At 63.7% G+C, this 15,332-nt stretch carries 16 protein-coding genes; 11 read left to right on the forward strand and 5 right to left on the reverse strand.

From position 1 onward, the window contains the following. Position 1: 1 nt before the first annotated feature. A complete protein-coding gene (thrB, locus tag H0274_RS13345) occupies positions 2-1,003 on the reverse strand; it encodes a homoserine kinase (RefSeq protein ID WP_226795984.1) in 1,002 nt (333 codons plus the stop codon). A 6-nt stretch (positions 1,004-1,009) separates the two neighbouring features. Beyond that, complete coding sequence (gene ispH / locus H0274_RS13350; RefSeq protein ID WP_226795985.1) at positions 1,010-1,984, reverse strand: 4-hydroxy-3-methylbut-2-enyl diphosphate reductase; 975 nt, start codon at positions 1,982-1,984, stop codon at positions 1,010-1,012. Positions 1,985-2,061: 77 nt separating this feature from the next. Here ispH and H0274_RS13355 point away from each other — a divergent pair, with 77 nt between their 5' ends. From H0274_RS13355 to tatC, 9 genes are all read left to right on the forward strand, one after another. Next, entirely contained in the window at positions 2,062-2,721 is a 660-nt protein-coding gene (locus H0274_RS13355) for a hypothetical protein (protein WP_226795986.1), read from the forward strand. Positions 2,722-2,798: 77 nt separating this feature from the next. Further along, positions 2,799-4,544, forward strand: coding sequence for an arginine--tRNA ligase (argS, locus tag H0274_RS13360; protein ID WP_226795987.1), 1,746 nt, complete (start codon positions 2,799-2,801; stop codon positions 4,542-4,544). Positions 4,545-4,547: 3 nt separating this feature from the next. Beyond that, positions 4,548-5,237, forward strand: coding sequence for an SPOR domain-containing protein (locus H0274_RS13365; RefSeq protein ID WP_226795988.1), 690 nt, complete (start codon positions 4,548-4,550; stop codon positions 5,235-5,237). Between the two features lie 97 nt (positions 5,238-5,334). Continuing rightward, complete coding sequence (gene nagZ / locus H0274_RS13370; RefSeq protein ID WP_226795989.1) at positions 5,335-6,354, forward strand: beta-N-acetylhexosaminidase; 1,020 nt, start codon at positions 5,335-5,337, stop codon at positions 6,352-6,354. After that, positions 6,351-7,181, forward strand: coding sequence for a segregation and condensation protein A (locus H0274_RS13375; protein ID WP_226795990.1), 831 nt, complete (start codon positions 6,351-6,353; stop codon positions 7,179-7,181). Before nagZ ends, H0274_RS13375 begins: the two co-directional genes overlap by 4 nt. A 26-nt stretch (positions 7,182-7,207) precedes the next feature. After that, positions 7,208-7,882: an SMC-Scp complex subunit ScpB gene (gene scpB / locus H0274_RS13380; protein WP_226796166.1), complete on the forward strand. Its 675-nt coding sequence runs from the start codon at positions 7,208-7,210 to the stop codon at positions 7,880-7,882. Between the two features lie 33 nt (positions 7,883-7,915). Further along, the gene (gene tatA, locus H0274_RS13385; RefSeq protein ID WP_226795991.1) at positions 7,916-8,155 is read left to right on the forward strand and encodes a twin-arginine translocase TatA/TatE family subunit; all 240 of its coding nucleotides are present in this window, start codon (positions 7,916-7,918) and stop codon (positions 8,153-8,155) included. Positions 8,156-8,186: 31 nt separating this feature from the next. Then, complete coding sequence (tatB, locus tag H0274_RS13390) at positions 8,187-8,621, forward strand: Sec-independent protein translocase protein TatB (protein ID WP_226795992.1); 435 nt, start codon at positions 8,187-8,189, stop codon at positions 8,619-8,621. A gap of 3 nt (positions 8,622-8,624) precedes the next feature. After that, positions 8,625-9,461 (forward strand): twin-arginine translocase subunit TatC, encoded by an 837-nt coding sequence (gene tatC / locus H0274_RS13395; RefSeq protein WP_226795993.1) that lies wholly within the window; start codon positions 8,625-8,627, stop codon positions 9,459-9,461. A 195-nt stretch (positions 9,462-9,656) separates the two neighbouring features. Here the strand turns inward: tatC and H0274_RS13400 are convergent, their stop codons facing one another. Continuing rightward, the gene (locus H0274_RS13400; protein WP_226795994.1) at positions 9,657-11,405 is read right to left on the reverse strand and encodes an amidohydrolase; all 1,749 of its coding nucleotides are present in this window, start codon (positions 11,403-11,405) and stop codon (positions 9,657-9,659) included. After that, positions 11,402-12,337 carry an NAD(P)-dependent oxidoreductase gene (locus H0274_RS13405; RefSeq protein ID WP_319018285.1) on the reverse strand — a complete coding sequence of 312 codons (936 nt, stop codon included), beginning with the start codon at positions 12,335-12,337 and terminating at the stop codon, positions 11,402-11,404. The genes H0274_RS13400 and H0274_RS13405 overlap by 4 nt, the downstream gene beginning before the upstream one ends. 82 nt (positions 12,338-12,419) lie before the next feature. Between H0274_RS13405 and H0274_RS13410 the strand changes: the two genes are divergently transcribed. Beyond that, entirely contained in the window at positions 12,420-13,673 is a 1,254-nt protein-coding gene (locus H0274_RS13410; protein ID WP_226795996.1) for a threonine ammonia-lyase, read from the forward strand. Positions 13,674-13,834: 161 nt separating this feature from the next. Beyond that, entirely contained in the window at positions 13,835-14,725 is an 891-nt protein-coding gene (locus H0274_RS13415; RefSeq protein WP_226795997.1) for an arginyltransferase, read from the forward strand. Here H0274_RS13415 and H0274_RS13420 read toward each other — a convergent pair. Further along, on the reverse strand, positions 14,710-15,189 hold the full coding sequence (locus H0274_RS13420) for a lysozyme (protein WP_226795998.1): 480 nt from the start codon (positions 15,187-15,189) through the stop codon (positions 14,710-14,712). The genes H0274_RS13415 and H0274_RS13420 overlap by 16 nt on opposite strands. Positions 15,190-15,332: the final 143 nt, after the last annotated feature.

A 15,332-nucleotide genomic window follows, 5' to 3' on the forward strand; every position in this document is an offset into this window, starting at 1 on the left:
ATCAGGGCAGAAGGCTCGGCTGGGGCCCGGAGGCGAAGGCGGCGGCGCCATTATCGGCATAGAAGGCAAGCCGCCGGGCAAAGGCGAGCGGATCCTTGCGCGTTACGAGCGCATCGGCTGGCGTGTGGAGCCAGTCTTCTGCGCGCGTCAGCAGGAAGCGCAGGCAGGCGCCTCGCGCCAGAACGGGCAGGGCGGCCACTTCGTCTGGCGAGAGGGCGCGCACGCTTTCATAGCCTCTCATCAGCGCGGAGCCGATTTCCGGCTGGAAACCGCGACCATCCGGGGCAAAGCACCATGCGGCATGGGTTACGGCAAGATCATAGGCGGTAATGTCGTAACAGGCGAAATAGAAGTCTATCAGTCCGCTGACCTGATGCCCCATCATCAGCACGTTGTCGGGAAACAGATCCGCATGAATGACGGAGCGCGGCAGATCCGATGGCCAGTGATTGCGCAGGAACGCCAGCTCGTTTCGTACCATGGCAGGCAGGGCGGGATCGATCTGGGCAAGCCCTTCCTCGCCGCAAACCCCTGCAAGATTGTCCCAGCCCGCAAGGCTGAGATCGTTGTTCCTCACCATCGAGAAATCGGCGGAAGCAAGATGGATTCCGGCAAGGGCCTGGCCCACTGAATGGGCCTGTTCTGCTTCGGGATGATCGATCGAAACCCCCGGCAGGAATTCGATCAGCGCCACCGCTTTCCCGTCGAGCATCCGGAAAGCTGCGCCTTCGCGATCATGGATGGTGCGCGGCACCGGGCAGTCATGCGCGGCAAGGTGGTCGAGCAGGCCGAGGAAGAAGGGCAGGTCGCCCAGCTCGATGCGCCGCTCATACATGGTGAGGATGAAGCGCGCGCCATAGCCTTCGCGGCCCGTCGTCTCCACCAGCCAGTTGGAGTTGGAGACGCCCTCGGCAATGCCCTTGGCCGAAACCAGTTCGCCGACATCGTAATGAGCGATCAGCGCGGCGAGGTCTTCCGCGCCCAGATGGGTGTAGACTGCCATGGCGGCTCAGTCCGCCAGCTGACGGGGAAGTTTGAAGACCATCTTCTCTTCCGCCGTCACCAGAGTGTGTTCTTCCACATCGCGCCATTGCGTCAGGGCATCCACCACTTCGCGCACCAGCGTTTCGGGTGCGGAGGCCCCGGCGGTCAGGCCCAGCGTATCAACGCCGTCGAGCCACGCGGGATTGATCTCGCTTGCCCGCTGAATCAGCCGGGCAGACGCGCCGCAACGCTCGGCAACTTCCACCAGGCGGAGCGAATTGGAGCTGTTGGGCGCGCCTATCACCAAAACGAGCTGGGATTGCGGCGCAATGGCCTTCACCGCTGCCTGGCGGTTGGAGGTGGCATAGCAGATATCTTCGGCTTTTGGCGCGGCGATATTGGGAAAACGGGCCTTGAGCGCCTCGACGATTTCGGCCGTGTCATCGACCGACAGCGTGGTCTGGGTAAGGAAGGCCAGCTCCGCATCGGCAGGAAAATCGAGCGATGCGACGTCTTCGACCGTCTCGACCAGAGTCATCGCGCCTTCCGGCACCTGGCCGAAAGTGCCGATCACCTCCGGGTGGCCCTTGTGGCCGACGAATATGATGTGGCGGCCGAATTCCAGCTGACGTTCAGCCTGGCGATGGACCTTGCTAACCAGGGGGCAGGTGGCGTCCAGCCACTCCAGCCCGCGCGCGGTCGCTTCGGCCGGGACCGCCTTGGGTACGCCATGCGCACTGAAAACCACCGGCACGCCATCCGGCACGTCGCTCAGCTCTTCCACGAAGATCGCGCCCTTGGCCTTGAGCCCATCCACCACGTAGCGGTTATGCACGATCTCGTGCCGCACATAGACCGGCGCGCCATAGCGGGACAACGCACGCTCCACGATCTCGATGGCGCGATCCACGCCCGCGCAGAAGCCGCGCGGGGCGGCAATCAGCAATGTGAGGGGCTTGCGGCCGCTGGTGCCGGGTTGATTTGGAAATGCAGCATTCATCCGGGACGCTCTAGCGGTTGTCGCTGCGCGGCGAAAGGGCTAGGGCTGCGCGAATAGCTATACCTTGAGGACATTGCATGACCGCTCGCCTTCGCCGCATTACCATGATCGCGACCTTGGCCGCCGGTGCGGTTGTGCTTTCCGGCTGCAAGAGCAGCGGGCAGCTGGTGATCGACCAGGGCGTCGGTATTACGGCGCTTCGCGGGGTTTGCCCGGCCGTCGGCATCCCGGCCTATACCGGGGACATCACCCTGTTCAACGGCACCTCTCGCACCGCCGATGCGATCGATGTGGTGGCCGTGATGACCAATGTGCGCAGCACCTGCGATGATTCGAGCGAGCGTGTCTACGCCACCGCAACTTTCGATGTGCAGGCGCGCCGCAGCGATACGCGCGGCGCTCGCACCGTGCAGATTCCCTATTTCTCCACGGTTCTGCGTGGCGGCAGCGCGGTCGTCTCCAAGCGCGTCGGAACGGTGACGCTCCAGTTCGCCGATGGGCAGGAACGCGCTCAGGCCAGCGGAACGGCGGGCGCCTATATCAGCCGCGCCGAAGCGACCCTGCCGGCGGATGTAGCGGAAAAGATCAACCGCAAGCGGCGCGCCGGCGAGGAAGACGCGGCGATCGACCCGTTGACCCTGCCTGAAGTTCGCGATGCGCTGGCCCGCGCCAATTTCGAACTGTTGGTGGGCTTCCAGCTTTCCGAAGCGCAGCTGGCCTACAACGCCACCCGCTGATCTTTTTCGTAGGTTACGGGAGCCATTGAGTCGGCTCCCGCTTCCGCAAGCGGCGCAAACCCGCTAACGGCCCTGCCATGTCCGAAACCAAGACCATCCATGCCGCCTTTGCGGCCCACCTCGCCGATGTCCTCGATGCGCTCGAAAACGCAGGCACTCTGCCCGCTGGCCTTTCGCGCACCAATGTGACGGTGGAGCCACCGCGAGATCCTTCGCATGGTGATCTTGCGACCAATGCCGCCATGGTGCTGGCCAAGCCTGCGGCGACCAATCCGCGTGTGCTGGCGGGCGAAATCTCCGGCAAGCTGGATGAGCTGCCGGAAGTGACCGCAACGGAAATCGCAGGTCCCGGCTTCATCAATATGCGCCTGTCCGATGCCGCCTGGCGTGGCGAACTGGCCGCGATTGGCGCCCTTGGCGCCGACTATGGCCGCTCCGCCATGGGCGAGGGGCGCCGGGTGAATGTGGAATATGTCTCGGCCAATCCCACTGGCCCCATGCATATGGGCCATTGCCGCGGCGCCGTGGTGGGCGATGCTCTTGCCAGCCTGCTGGAATATGCCGGCTATAAGGTGACCCGCGAATATTACGTCAACGATGCTGGCGGCCAGGTCGATGTTCTGGCTCGCTCCGTCTACCTGCGCTATTGCGAAGCGCTGGGCGAGGATATTGGCGAGATTCCGGCTGGCCTTTATCCCGGCGATTACCTCAAGCCGGTGGGCAAGGCGCTGGCCGAGGAATTTGGGGCTGCCTATCTCGGCAAGGCGGAAGAGGAATGGCTGGCGCTGTTCCGCACCCGCGCCGTGGCTGCGATGATGGACATGATCCGGGCCGATCTGGCCATGCTGGGCATTCATCACGACCTGTTCTCGTCGGAAGCGGAACTGCAGGCGGCGGGCAAGCCCGAAGCGGCGGAGAAGTGGCTGCGCGAGCATGATCTTGTCTATGACGGTGTGCTGGAAGCTCCCAAGGGCAAGACGCTGGAAGATTGGGAGCCGGTGGAGCTTCCGCTGTTCCGCTCAACCAAGTTCGGGGACGATCAGGATCGCCCGATCCGCAAGAGCGACGGCAAGTGGACCTATTTCGGTGCTGACCTCGCCTATCACCTGCAGAAGGCCCAGAGCGCCGATGAACTGATTGATATCTGGGGCGCGGATCACGCTGGCACGGTGAAGCGGATCAAGGCTGCTGTGGCCGCCCTTTCCGAAGGGCAGGGCAAGCCGATTCCCTTCGATGTGAAGCTGGTGCAGATGGTGCAGCTGCTGCGTGATGGCGAACCGGCCAAGATGTCCAAGCGGTCGGGCAATTTCGTCACCATCGCCGATATGGTGGAAGAAGTGGGCAAGGACGTGGTGCGTTTCACCATGCTGACCCGCAAGCCCGAGGCGCAGATGGATTTCGACTTCGCCAAGGTGGTGGAAGCGTCGAAGGACAATCCGGTCTTCTACGTCCAATATGCCAATGCGCGCATTCACTCGACCCTGCGCAAGGCTGCGGCGGAAGGGCTCGCCCCGTCCGACGCGCATCTCGACCGGCTTGGTGCGGATGAACTGGCGCTGGTGAAATTTGCGGCGCAGTTCCCCCGCATGGTGGAAGCGGCTGCGGCCGCCCGCGAACCGCACCGTATCGCCTTCTTCCTCTATGATCTTGCCGCGGCGTTCCATGCCTATTGGAACCTTGGCAATGACGACCCTTCAAAGCGTTTCATCCTGACTGAACAGCCGGAATTGACCGGGGCGAGGCTTTTCCTTGGCCAGCAAATCGGGCAGGTTGTGAAGAACGGCCTCAGTCTGCTGGGGGTGGAGGCCGTCGAGGAGCTGTAAGATATGGCGATCGGGGATCAGTACAGCGAGAATGAAGGGCTCTGGACCGGCGACGGGGCAGCGGGCGCACGGCTCGCCCTGGAGGATGGGAAGGACCAGCTTCCCTGGCTCGAAAGCGACGAGGATTATGCCGAGGAGGGCGTCGATACGGCCCGCATCGCAGCCTTTGCCGTGATCGGCCTGCTCGCCGTGGGGCTGATCGTGGGGGCGATCTGGTGGTTCACCCGCGATCATTCCGATTCTTCCCTGGCGGGTGACGGGAGCACGATCGAAGCGCCAGCGGGGCCGTACAAGACCAAGCCCGAAAATCCTGGCGGCAAGACCTTTGCCGGTACGGGCGACACCAGCTTTGCCGTGGCAGAGGGCAAGAGCCTGGAGGCCAAGCTGGCGGAAGACGCCACGCCGCCTCCCAGCGTCGACACCGAGGCGGCATCGCCTGCTGCGAGCGAGCAGAAGGGTGGCATTGGTGTGCAGGTCGGTGCCTATTCCAACCGTGCAAGCGCCGAGCAGGGCTGGCAGAAGCTCGTCCGCCAGTTCGAGGTGCTGAACGGGGTAAGCCACCGTGTTGTCGAGGGGCAGGCCGATATCGGCAAGGTCTATCGCCTGCAGGCGGTGGCAGGCGACATGGCCGGGGCAAATGCACTGTGCAGCAGCCTGCGCGCTTCCGGTGGCTCTTGTCAGGTGAAGCCCTGAACCGGCCTGAGGCGCTGTGTCGCGGGCGGGTGAATTTCCACACCCCTGCGTGGGCCGCGCTTGCGAAACAGGCCTATAGCTGCGAGCTTCCCAGCCTATGACACCAGCGATCTTCGGCCTTTCCGGACTGCGGCTGACCGCTGAAGAGCGGGCGTTTTTCCGCGATTCCGATCCGGCGGGCTACATCCTGTTCGGACGCAATATCGAAGATCGGGAACAGCTTCGCGCCCTGACCGATGAATTGCGCGCGATTCACGGGCGCGACCGCTTGTTCGTCTGCATCGATCAGGAAGGCGGGCGTGTGGCGCGGATGAAGCCGCCACAATGGCTGCGCTTCCCGCCAGGCGAGGCCTTCGACAGGCTGTACGATATTGCCCCTGCCAGCGCGATCGAGGCCGCGCGTGCCAATGCGGAAGCGCTGGGCATGGACCTTGCCGAGGTGGGCATCACGGTGGACTGCCATCCCTCGCTCGATGTTCGCCAGCCGGGCGCCCATGATGTGATCGGGGATCGCGCGTTGGGCAGCGAGCCGATGCGGGTCGCGGCGCTTGGCCGCGCGGTGCTGCAGGGGCTTGGCCGGGCGGGAATTGCGGGCTGTATCAAGCATATGCCGGGCCATGGCCGGGCGTTGGCGGACAGCCACAAGGCCCTGCCGGTAGTCGATGCGAGCGAGGAGGAACTGGAAATCGACCTCGTCCCGTTCCGGGCACTGGCGGATACGCCGGTGGGGATGACAGCCCACATTCGCTACCGGGTGTGGGACGATGAGAACGCCGGGACGCTTTCTCCCTTCGTGGTGGGGGAGATTATCCGGCGGCGCATCGGCTTTGATGGGCTATTGTTGACCGACGATCTGGACATGGAGGCGCTGAGCGGCACCGTGCCGGAACGTGCCGCCCGTGCGATTGCGGCGGGTTGTGACATCGCCTTGAATTGCTGGGCGAAAATGGATGACATGGTAGGCATAACCAATGTCCTTCCCGCCATGAGCGAGGAGACAAGTGCCCGGCTGGAGCGGGCGCTCAACGTGACGCAAAGCGCGTTCAACGGCGCACGGCAGGCCGGTCTGCTTGCAAAACGGGACGCATTGCTGGCCCTGGCCGGGGAACCAGCATGAGCGAGGGGGATGCCGCCCCCGATGCTGACGATATTCCCCCCCTGTTGCCGGAGGATGCCTGGGAACTTCCCGCCGCTTCCGGTACGGCCCCCGGCACCGGCGATGCCGAGGCGCTCTATCTGGAACTCGATGGCTGGGAGGGGCCGCTCGATCTTCTGCTCGATCTGGCGCGACGGCAGAAGGTCGATCTCAAGAGCATTTCGATCCTGGCCCTGGTGGACCAGTACATCGCTTATATCGAACGGGCCGAGGCGCTGAAGCTGGAACTGGCGGCGGATTATCTCGTGATGGCGGCATGGTTGGCCTATCTCAAATCCGCGATGCTGCTGCCCAAGGAGGAGCAGGAAGATCCCAGCCCCGAGGAACTGGCCCTGCGCCTGCAATTGCGCCTGCAACGGCTTGGCGCCATGCGCGAGGCGGCTGCCCGGCTGATGGGGCGGGACCGGATCGGGCGCGACGTGTTCCTGCGCGGCGCGCCGGAAGGCTTGCGGGTGGATCGCAAGAATCTGTGGCAGTGCGACTGGTTCGACCTGGTCCAGGCTTATGGGCAAGTGAAGGCGCGCACCCAGCCGGCGGTGCATATGGTGCGCGACCGGATGGTGATGACGCTGGATTCGGCGCTGGAGCGGGTTTCTTCCATGCTGGGCGTCACGCTGGACTGGATGGAACTGCGCGAATTCCTGCCCGGCGGGCCGGATAAAAGGCTGCAGCGGTCCGCGTTGGCCTCCAGCTTCGTGGCCGCGTTGGAACTGGCGCGGTTGGGCAGGGCTGAAATCCGGCAGGAGGAAATCTTTGGCCCCATGCATCTCAGGCGGATCAAGGCATGAGCGACGAACAGGCGATGAGCGGCCAGATGACTGACGCGGTGGTTGCGGGCGCGCCCGGTAGTCAGCCCGAGGCAGACGATCTGGTGCGCGCCGTGGAGGCGACCTTGTTCGCCGCCGAAGAAGCGCTTTCGGTGGATGCCATCTCCGCCCATCTCGGAGGGGCGGAAGTTCGGGAAGCGCTGAAGGAACTGGAAGCGCATTACGCCCGGCGCGGCATCAGGCTGGTGGAACGCGGCAAGCGCTGGCAGTTCCAGACCGCGCCCGATCTGGCGCATCTGCTGCGCCGCGAACGCGAACATGCCCGCCGCCTGTCGCGCGCGGCCACGGAGGTTCTGGCGATTGTCGCCTATCACGAGCCGGTCAGCCGCGCGGAAATCGAATCGATCCGCGGCGTGCAGACGAGCAGCGGTACGCTGGATGTTCTGATGGAAGCAGGCTGGGTGCGGGTGGCCGGCCGGCGCGAAGTTCCGGGGCGGCCGGTGATCTATGCCACCACGCCTGAATTCCTCAGCCACTTCTCGCTCGCCTCGCGCCGGGACCTGCCCGGAATCGACGAATTGCGTGCCGCTGGCCTGCTTGATCCGGTGGATGACGCCTATGATGCCCTCACCTCTGCGGGCGGTGACGAATCGGGCGTTGAAACGGACAAGTCTGATGCCGAAGGCTCCGCCACGCTGGATAAGCCGGACGAAGTGGTTTAAGGGTTCGCGCGGAAAGCATCGGAGTTTCCAATAATGAATATCGGGCCGGTCCAGCTGCTGATTATCGCGGTCATCATCCTCGTGCTGTTCGGTCGTGGCCGCATTTCGGAGATGATGGGCGATTTCGGCAAGGGAGTGAAAAGCTTCCGCAAGGGCATCAACGAAGATGACACGCCCGCAGCGCCGCCCGCCAGGATCGATGCGGCCAAGAACGGGAACGGACAGGCCGATTCCGCTCAGGCAAAAACGCCGGATAACTCCGCCTCCAACTGAATGAGGGAGGGGGTTCGCCCCTGCTGAAACAATGTTCGATATCGGCGCGCAAGAGCTGCTGGTCATCGTGGTCGTGGCGATACTCGTCATCGGCCCCAAGGATATGCCTGCCGCGCTGAGGACGGCGGGCCGCTGGATCGGTAAGGTCCGGCGCGTTTCCAACCATTTTCGCGCGGGGGTCGAAACCATGATCCGCGAAGCCGAAATGGAGGAGATGGAAAAGAAATGGCAGGAACAGAACCGCAGAGTGATGGAACAGCATCCCGATGCGACCATCGATGCAGCCAATGGCGGCGGCGTTGAAATGGTGCCCCTGCCGTCCGCTGCCAACCCTGTCGCCAGCGAACCTGCATCCACCGATGCTGCCCCGGCGGCTTCGGCAGAGGCCCGTGCGGCCCAAGGCGCTGCGGAACCTGCGCCCTCTGCCCCGGCACCTGCCACTCCCGCCGATCCGGACAAGAGCTGATACATGGTCTTCAAGATCCGCGATATTGACGATTCACAGGCGCCACTGCTCGAACATCTGGTGGAACTGCGCGCGCGGCTGGTGCGCTGCGTTGCTGCGCTGGTCGTGTCCTTTGGCGTATGCCTTTATTTCGCGCGGGATATCTTCGGCTTTCTGGTTCGCCCGCTGACGGCGGCTTTCCCGCATGGGCAGGGCCGGCTCGTCTACACCAAGCTTTACGAAGCCTTCTTCGTGGAGATCAAGGTAGCGCTGTTCGCGGCCTTTTTCCTCAGCTTTCCGATCATCGCCAACCAGCTCTGGGCCTTCGTTGCGCCGGGGCTCTATGCGAAAGAGAAGAAGGCGTTCCTGCCGTTCCTCCTCGCCACGCCGATCCTGTTCCTCTCGGGCGCCTCGCTGGCCTATTATGTGGTGATGCCCACGGCCTTCAAATGGTTCCTGGGCTTTGAGGGGACCGCTGGCGGGCTGACGCAGGAAGCGCTGCCCGCGATGGGCGATTATCTCGATCTGGTGATGCGCTTCATCCTGGCCTTCGGGATCAGCTTCCTGCTGCCGGTGCTGCTGCTGCTGCTCAACCGCGCGGGGCTGGTCTCACGTGCGCAACTGATCGGGGCGCGGCGCTATGTGATCGTGGTGATCTTCATCGTTGCTGCCGTCATCACTCCGCCGGATGTCGCCTCGCAATTGATGCTGGCCGCTCCGCTGCTGATCCTGTTCGAAGCCTCGCTGCTGTTGATGATGTTCTCCGAACGCAAACAGGCGAAGGAAAAGGCCGCGGAAGAAGCAGCGGAGGCGGCAGAGGCTGCTGCGGAAGCTGCGGCTCAGGCTGCCAAGGAAGGCTGAGGGTATCTCTTTCCCGTCACCCTGAACTTGTTTCAGGATCTATCGCTCCCCGCGAACTGCCGTCCGATCCGGCGAAATGGATCCTGAAACAAGTTCAGGGTGACGGGTAGGATAAGGCGGTCACTTCTTTCCGGAACCCCCTCGCGCGTCCTTCGACTAGCTCAGGACGAACGGGGTGGGGATTGGCAAGGTGGCCTACCGCCCCTGTTCCGCGGGAACCGAACCGTCAGCATCCCCCAGGTCGAAGGCCTTCATCGCCTCGTCCTGCTTGATTTCCAGCGGGGCGGCGGTAGCCGCGTCATAGACTTGCGCGCCGTTGATCCAGACTTGCAGCACCTTGGTGCCGCGCAGATCCTGTGGAGTGGCGAGCAGGGGGTCGCGGTCGATCATCACGAAATCGGCCCGCTGGCCTTCCGCAAGCTGGCCGAAGCGCGTTTCGGCAAAGCCCGCATAGGCCGCGCCGGAGGTATAGGCCGCCAGCGCCTGTTCGCGCGTGATGGCCTGCTGCGGCTGCCATCCGCCAAAGGGCTGGCCGTCCTTGTCCTCACGCGTGACGGCCACGGCGATCCCCTCGAAGGGGCGGGGCAGTTCCACCGGCGCATCGGACCCGAAGGCAAGCGTTACCTTGGCGTCCAGCATGGAGCGCCAGGCATAGGCGCCCCTCAGCCGGTCCGGCCCCAGCCGCGCTTCGGCCATCAGCCGGTCGCTCGTCTGGTGGACGGGCTGCATCGATGCAATCACGCCATATTCGGCAAAGCGCGCGAAATCCGCCGGATCGACGATCTGCGCATGTTCGATCCGCCAGCGCCGGTCCCCCTTATAGGTATCGTCCAGCTCGTCGATGGCACTCAGCGCCTCGGCATTGGCGGCATCGCCGATGGCGTGGATCGCCACCTGGAACTTGTCGAGCGCGGCGCGGCTCATCAAATTGCGCAGCTGAGTGGGGTTGAGCAATTGCAGCCCGCTATTGCCGGGATCGTCTGCATAGGGAGCCTTCAGCCAGGCCCCGCGCGAACCCAGCGCCCCGTCGAGAAACAGCTTGAGGCCATTGAGGCGCAGCCGGTCGTCATAGAGCCAGGGCGTAGGGCCGGGGCCGCCGATCAGCACCATGTCATCCACGCTGCCGGCATAGGCCATGATGCGGATGCGCAGCTGGCCATTGTCACCCGCGCGGCGATAGGCCTGCCAGTCATCGATGGAGATGCCCATATCGGCCACGGCGGTCACGCCCTGACGGACCAGAATGTCCTGTGCGGTAGTGAAGGCCAGATCGCGGTCTTCGGGGCGGGGCCTGGGCACCTTCGCGGCCACAAGTTCCTGCGCATTGTCCACCAGCACACCGGCTGGCGTGCGCGTGGCGCCGATACGCAGGATACGTCCGCCTGCGGGATCGGCGGTTTTCGCCGTGACGCCTGCCATCTGCAGGGCCTTGCTGTTGGCCCAGCCTGCATGGCCATCCACCCGGCTGAGCCAGACGGGCCGGTCCGCCACCACTGCATCCAGCTCGGCAGCGGTAGGAAAGCGGCCAAGGCCCCATTTCTCCTGGTTCCAGCCCGTGCCGATGATCCATGCGCGGTTGGGGAATTTCGCGGCATATTCGGCGATCTTCGCCTGCGCTTCCGCCAGCGATGCGGTTTCCGAAAGGTCCAGCGTCAGCGCCTTGAAGCCGACATCCATCAGGTGGAGATGGGCATCGATCATGCCCGGAACGACCGTGCGCCCCTCTCCATCCAGACGATATTGATAGGGCGTCATCGGCTGTTCGCCGCGCTTCAGAATCTGGCGGATTACCCCGTCATCGCGGATAAGCATTCCGCCGAACTGGGTAATTGTGCCGTCCCGGGCAACGGAAATGCCGTTGATATTATCGACCAGCGTGTCGGCCGCGGCGGGGGATGCCGTAAGGACACATGCCGCCAGCGCGGCCGCCACGCGTGCTATCATTTGCCGCCGCCTTCCGGAAGGCGCCGGATCAGCGCGCTGGTATCCTGCCGGCCGCCGCCCATCGCCTGCACTTCGGCATAATAGCCGTCGATCAGGCTGGTGACGGGCAAATCTACGCCCAGATTTTCACCTTCGGCCATGGCAATGGCCAGATCCTTGCGCATCCAGTCCACCGCGAAGCCGAAATCGAATTCGCCTTCCGCCATGGTCTTCCAGCGATTGACCATCTGCCAGCTTTGCGCTGCGCCGCCCGATACGGCTTCCAGCACCTTGTCCATGTCCAGCTCCGCCGCCTGGGCGAAGCGCACCGCTTCGGATACGCCCTGCAACACGCTGGCGATGCAGATCTGATTGACCATCTTGGTCACCTGACCCGCGCCCGGGCCGCCGACATGCACGATGCGCGCAGCATAGGCTTCCATCACCGGGATGGCCGCCGCCAGCGCCTCATCCGTGCCGCCGCACATGATGGAAAGCCTGCCGCTTTCGGCGCCAGCCTGCCCACCGGAAACGGGGGCGTCCACCGCCAGGATGCCACGCTCGGCAGCCTCTGCCGCGATGCGACGGGCAATGTCGGCCGAGACGGTGGTATGGTCAATATAGAGCGATCCCGGCGCCATTGCCGCCAGCGCGCCTTCCGGGCCAAGGACGACTTGCGCCAGATCGACATCGTTGCCCACGCAGGTAATCACCACGTCCTGCCCCGCCGCAGCTTCCGCCGGAGTGGCGGCGATGCGCACGATCAGCCCTTCTTCCGCAAGCAGCGCCTGACGCGCTTCGGCGCGGGCGGGGGTGCGGTTGTAGATGGTGACGTCAAAGCCCGCGCGGGCGAGGTGGCCCGCCATAGGGCCGCCCATCACGCCAAGGCCAAGAAATGCGATCTTTGTCTTCTGGGTCATCGGTCTGTCCTGTGCAGCGAGTTCGGTTCCAATGCAAATGCCTGCTCTGCCTAGGTGGGACAGATGCGATTGTCTGTTTCCCAAATGCACGGTTTTCCGTTACGGGCCGCACATCATGACCCAGACAGATGCATTGGATAAGCCCACCGGTAGCCACGAGCTGCTGACGATCGACGATGTTCGCGCTGCCGCAGGGCGGATCGAAGGCTCGGTCGTGCGTACCCCCACGACGCACAGCAAGACCCTATCGCAGATTACCGGCGCCAATATCTGGCTGAAGTTCGAGAACCTGCAATTCACTGCCGCCTACAAGGAACGCGGCGCGCTTAACAAGCTGCTGCTGTTGACGCAGGAACAGCGCGATCGCGGGGTGATCGCGGCTTCCGCTGGCAATCACTCGCAGGGCCTTTCCTATCACGGAACCCGGCTGGGCGTGCCCGTCACCATTGTCATGCCGCGCACTACGCCGATGGTGAAGGTGATCCAGACCGAACAGGTCGGTGGCAAAGTGGTGCTCGAAGGCGAGAATTACGACGAAGCCTATGAATGTGCCCGCAGCATGGAAAAGCAGCTGGGCCTCACTTTCGTCCATCCGTTTGACGATCCCGATGTCGCGGCGGGGCAGGGCACTGTCGCGCTGGAAATGCTCGCCGACGCGCCGGAGATCGATACGCTGGTGGTGCCTATCGGCGGCGGCGGCCTGCTTTCGGGCATGGGCACCGTGGCCAAGGCGCTCAACCCGGATATCAAGCTGTATGGCGTGCAGCCGCAGCTCTATCCCTCCATGTATTCCCGGCTGAACGGGGAGGACCTGCCCAGCGGCGGCGATACGCTGGCCGAGGGCATTGCCGTGAAGATTCCCGGCACCTTCACCGCGCAGGTGCTGGAACGCCTGATCGACGAGATCGTGCTGGTGGACGAGGAAGCGCTGGAACGCGCGCTGGCACTGCTGCTGCAGATCGAGAAGACTGTGGTGGAAGGTGCAGGCGCAGCCGGCCTTGCCGCGGTGCTGGCCTATCCCGAGAAGTTCAAGGGCCGCAATGTCGGGCTCGTGCTGTCGGGCGGCAATATCGATACGCGTCTGCTGGCTAACGTGTTGCTGCGCGATCTTGCCCGCTCTGGCCGTCTCGCTCGTCTGCGCATCTTCCTGCAGGACCGCCCGGGTGCGCTTTACAAGGTGATGCACGAATTCGATGCGCACCATGTGAACATACTGGAGATCTACCACCAGCGCATCTTCACCAACCTGCCAGCCAAGGGGCTGGTGACCGACATCGAATGCGAGGCGCGCGACCGCGAGCAGTTGATGGCGCTGATCGGGGCACTGCGGGCCAAAGGCTATCAGGTTAGCGAAGTGGAATTGAACTGACCGATTTCGGGGCAATCCGCAGGCTATGACTGGCGCTCTGGCAAAATGAGCCTGCGTTAACCCTGAATCTTGGTTAAAGGTGTTTCAACTATCGAGTCTCCTCGGCATAACCGCTGGCAACTCGATTGTTGGCCCAATTCCAAGGAAGGCTCCATAGCCCCGTGACCGCACCGGTTCGCTTCCCTCGCTTCTTCGTGACCAGCCCGGCACCATGTCCTTATCTCCCGGGCAGGACGGAGCGGAAGGTGTTTACGGAGCTGAAGAGCCCCAATGCCGACGCGCTGAACGAAGCGCTGGGCCGCATCGGTTTCCGCCGCAGCCAGACGGTCGCCTATCGGCCCAGCTGCAGCAATTGCCAGGCCTGCGTTTCGGTGCGGGTGCCAGTGAACGACTTTCGGCCCTCCACGGCGCAGAAGCGCAATCTGAAGCGCAATGCAGATCTGGTGGCGATCGAGTGCCGTCCCTGGGCCACCAACGAACAGTTCGAGCTGCTCCATGCCTATCTGGAGGCGCGCCATCCGGGCGGTGGCATGGCCGCAATGGACGAAGTCGATTTCGCCGACATGGTGGAACACACGCCCGTTTCCAGCGTGATCGTTGAATATCGCGAGAGGCGCGAGGATGGGACGCCGGGCCGTCTGGTCGGCGCTTGCCTGACGGACCGCCAGAGCGACGGCTATTCGATGATCTACAGCTTCTACGATCCCTGTGAGTCGGAACGATCGGGGCTGGGGAATTACATCATCCTCGACCACATCCGCCGCGCGGCCGAAAACGGGCATCCTTATGTCTATCTCGGCTATTGGGTCGAGGGATCGCCGCGCATGCAATATAAGGTGCGCTATCGCCCGCTCGAACTGCTTACGCCCGATGGCTGGGTGCGCATGGGCGAGCAGCGGCAGGAAGACCTGATCGCTGCCACCGCCGTTTCAAGCCACCGTCGCCGGGCCATACCGCTGGATGGCACCGCCAAGGACGGCGGGCTGGAGCATTATCGTCTCGCCGAAGAAGTCCTTATCGAACCGCGCGGCGCGTCTCACGAAGAGGCGTAAAGCGCGGCTTCCGCCTGCCGCCGACGGACGAGTCCTTTCAATATCCGCCCTCCGGCGCGCGTCCATCGGGTGAATTCCTGCGCGGCCCCTGCATAGTCTCCCGCAAGGTGTTTTCGCGCTAGCGTAGCACGCGCGATCGCACCGGTATTGTAGTGGAAGCTGACCAGCGCATCGAATTGCGCCTGCGAAGTGGCGGCATCCCCCAACACGCGATCCACCGCCAATGCATAGCGCGCCAGGTCCGCTTCCAGCCGGGCGTCGCATTGGGCCCGGGTCCAGTGCGTGCCGGGGCCAATTCCGGGGCCGGTTGTACCCCATCCAATGGTCCAGGGATCGCCGCCTGTCCCCGGATCGGGATAGGCTTCATACAAACCATCGGGGCGCAATCGGGCACAACCTTCAAAGCGCTGGATCAGCGCAATGCCGCGGCGCCCAATGGTGCGGGGGCGGAAAATCGGCTCCATTTGTTACTCCATTTGCAATAAAGCAGAACAAATAATGAACATTTGTGGATGTAGGAAAGGGTTTTCCCGCAGTCGGTGTGAAACACCCGCTGTTGTCAGAGGGCAGGATGGTTGCCGATTGGCCGATGAAGCGTTGCCTTGCT

Origin of the sequence: Fulverythrobacter ferritrahens (assembly GCF_020539485.1) — a bacterium.
In the GTDB taxonomy this organism is placed as follows: Bacteria; Pseudomonadota; Alphaproteobacteria; order Sphingomonadales; family Sphingomonadaceae; genus Andeanibacterium; species Andeanibacterium ferritrahens.

Excerpts from the sequence above, each read along its gene's own strand:
- thrB (WP_226795984.1), bottom strand. The coding sequence starts at position 1,003 with ATGGCAGTCTACACCCATCTGGGCGCGGAAGACCTCGCCGCGCTGATC.
- ispH (WP_226795985.1), bottom strand. The coding sequence starts at position 1,984 with ATGAATGCTGCATTTCCAAATCAACCCGGCACCAGCGGCCGCAAGCCC.
- H0274_RS13355 (WP_226795986.1), top strand. The coding sequence starts at position 2,062 with ATGACCGCTCGCCTTCGCCGCATTACCATGATCGCGACCTTGGCCGCC.
- argS (WP_226795987.1), top strand. The coding sequence starts at position 2,799 with ATGTCCGAAACCAAGACCATCCATGCCGCCTTTGCGGCCCACCTCGCC.
- H0274_RS13365 (WP_226795988.1), top strand. The coding sequence starts at position 4,548 with ATGGCGATCGGGGATCAGTACAGCGAGAATGAAGGGCTCTGGACCGGC.
- nagZ (WP_226795989.1), top strand. The coding sequence starts at position 5,335 with ATGACACCAGCGATCTTCGGCCTTTCCGGACTGCGGCTGACCGCTGAA.
- H0274_RS13375 (WP_226795990.1), top strand. The coding sequence starts at position 6,351 with ATGAGCGAGGGGGATGCCGCCCCCGATGCTGACGATATTCCCCCCCTG.
- scpB (WP_226796166.1), top strand. The coding sequence starts at position 7,208 with ATGACTGACGCGGTGGTTGCGGGCGCGCCCGGTAGTCAGCCCGAGGCA.
- tatA (WP_226795991.1), top strand. The coding sequence starts at position 7,916 with ATGAATATCGGGCCGGTCCAGCTGCTGATTATCGCGGTCATCATCCTC.
- tatB (WP_226795992.1), top strand. The coding sequence starts at position 8,187 with ATGTTCGATATCGGCGCGCAAGAGCTGCTGGTCATCGTGGTCGTGGCG.
- tatC (WP_226795993.1), top strand. The coding sequence starts at position 8,625 with ATGGTCTTCAAGATCCGCGATATTGACGATTCACAGGCGCCACTGCTC.
- H0274_RS13400 (WP_226795994.1), bottom strand. The coding sequence starts at position 11,405 with ATGATAGCACGCGTGGCGGCCGCGCTGGCGGCATGTGTCCTTACGGCA.
- H0274_RS13410 (WP_226795996.1), top strand. The coding sequence starts at position 12,420 with ATGACCCAGACAGATGCATTGGATAAGCCCACCGGTAGCCACGAGCTG.
- H0274_RS13420 (WP_226795998.1), bottom strand. The coding sequence starts at position 15,189 with ATGGAGCCGATTTTCCGCCCCCGCACCATTGGGCGCCGCGGCATTGCG.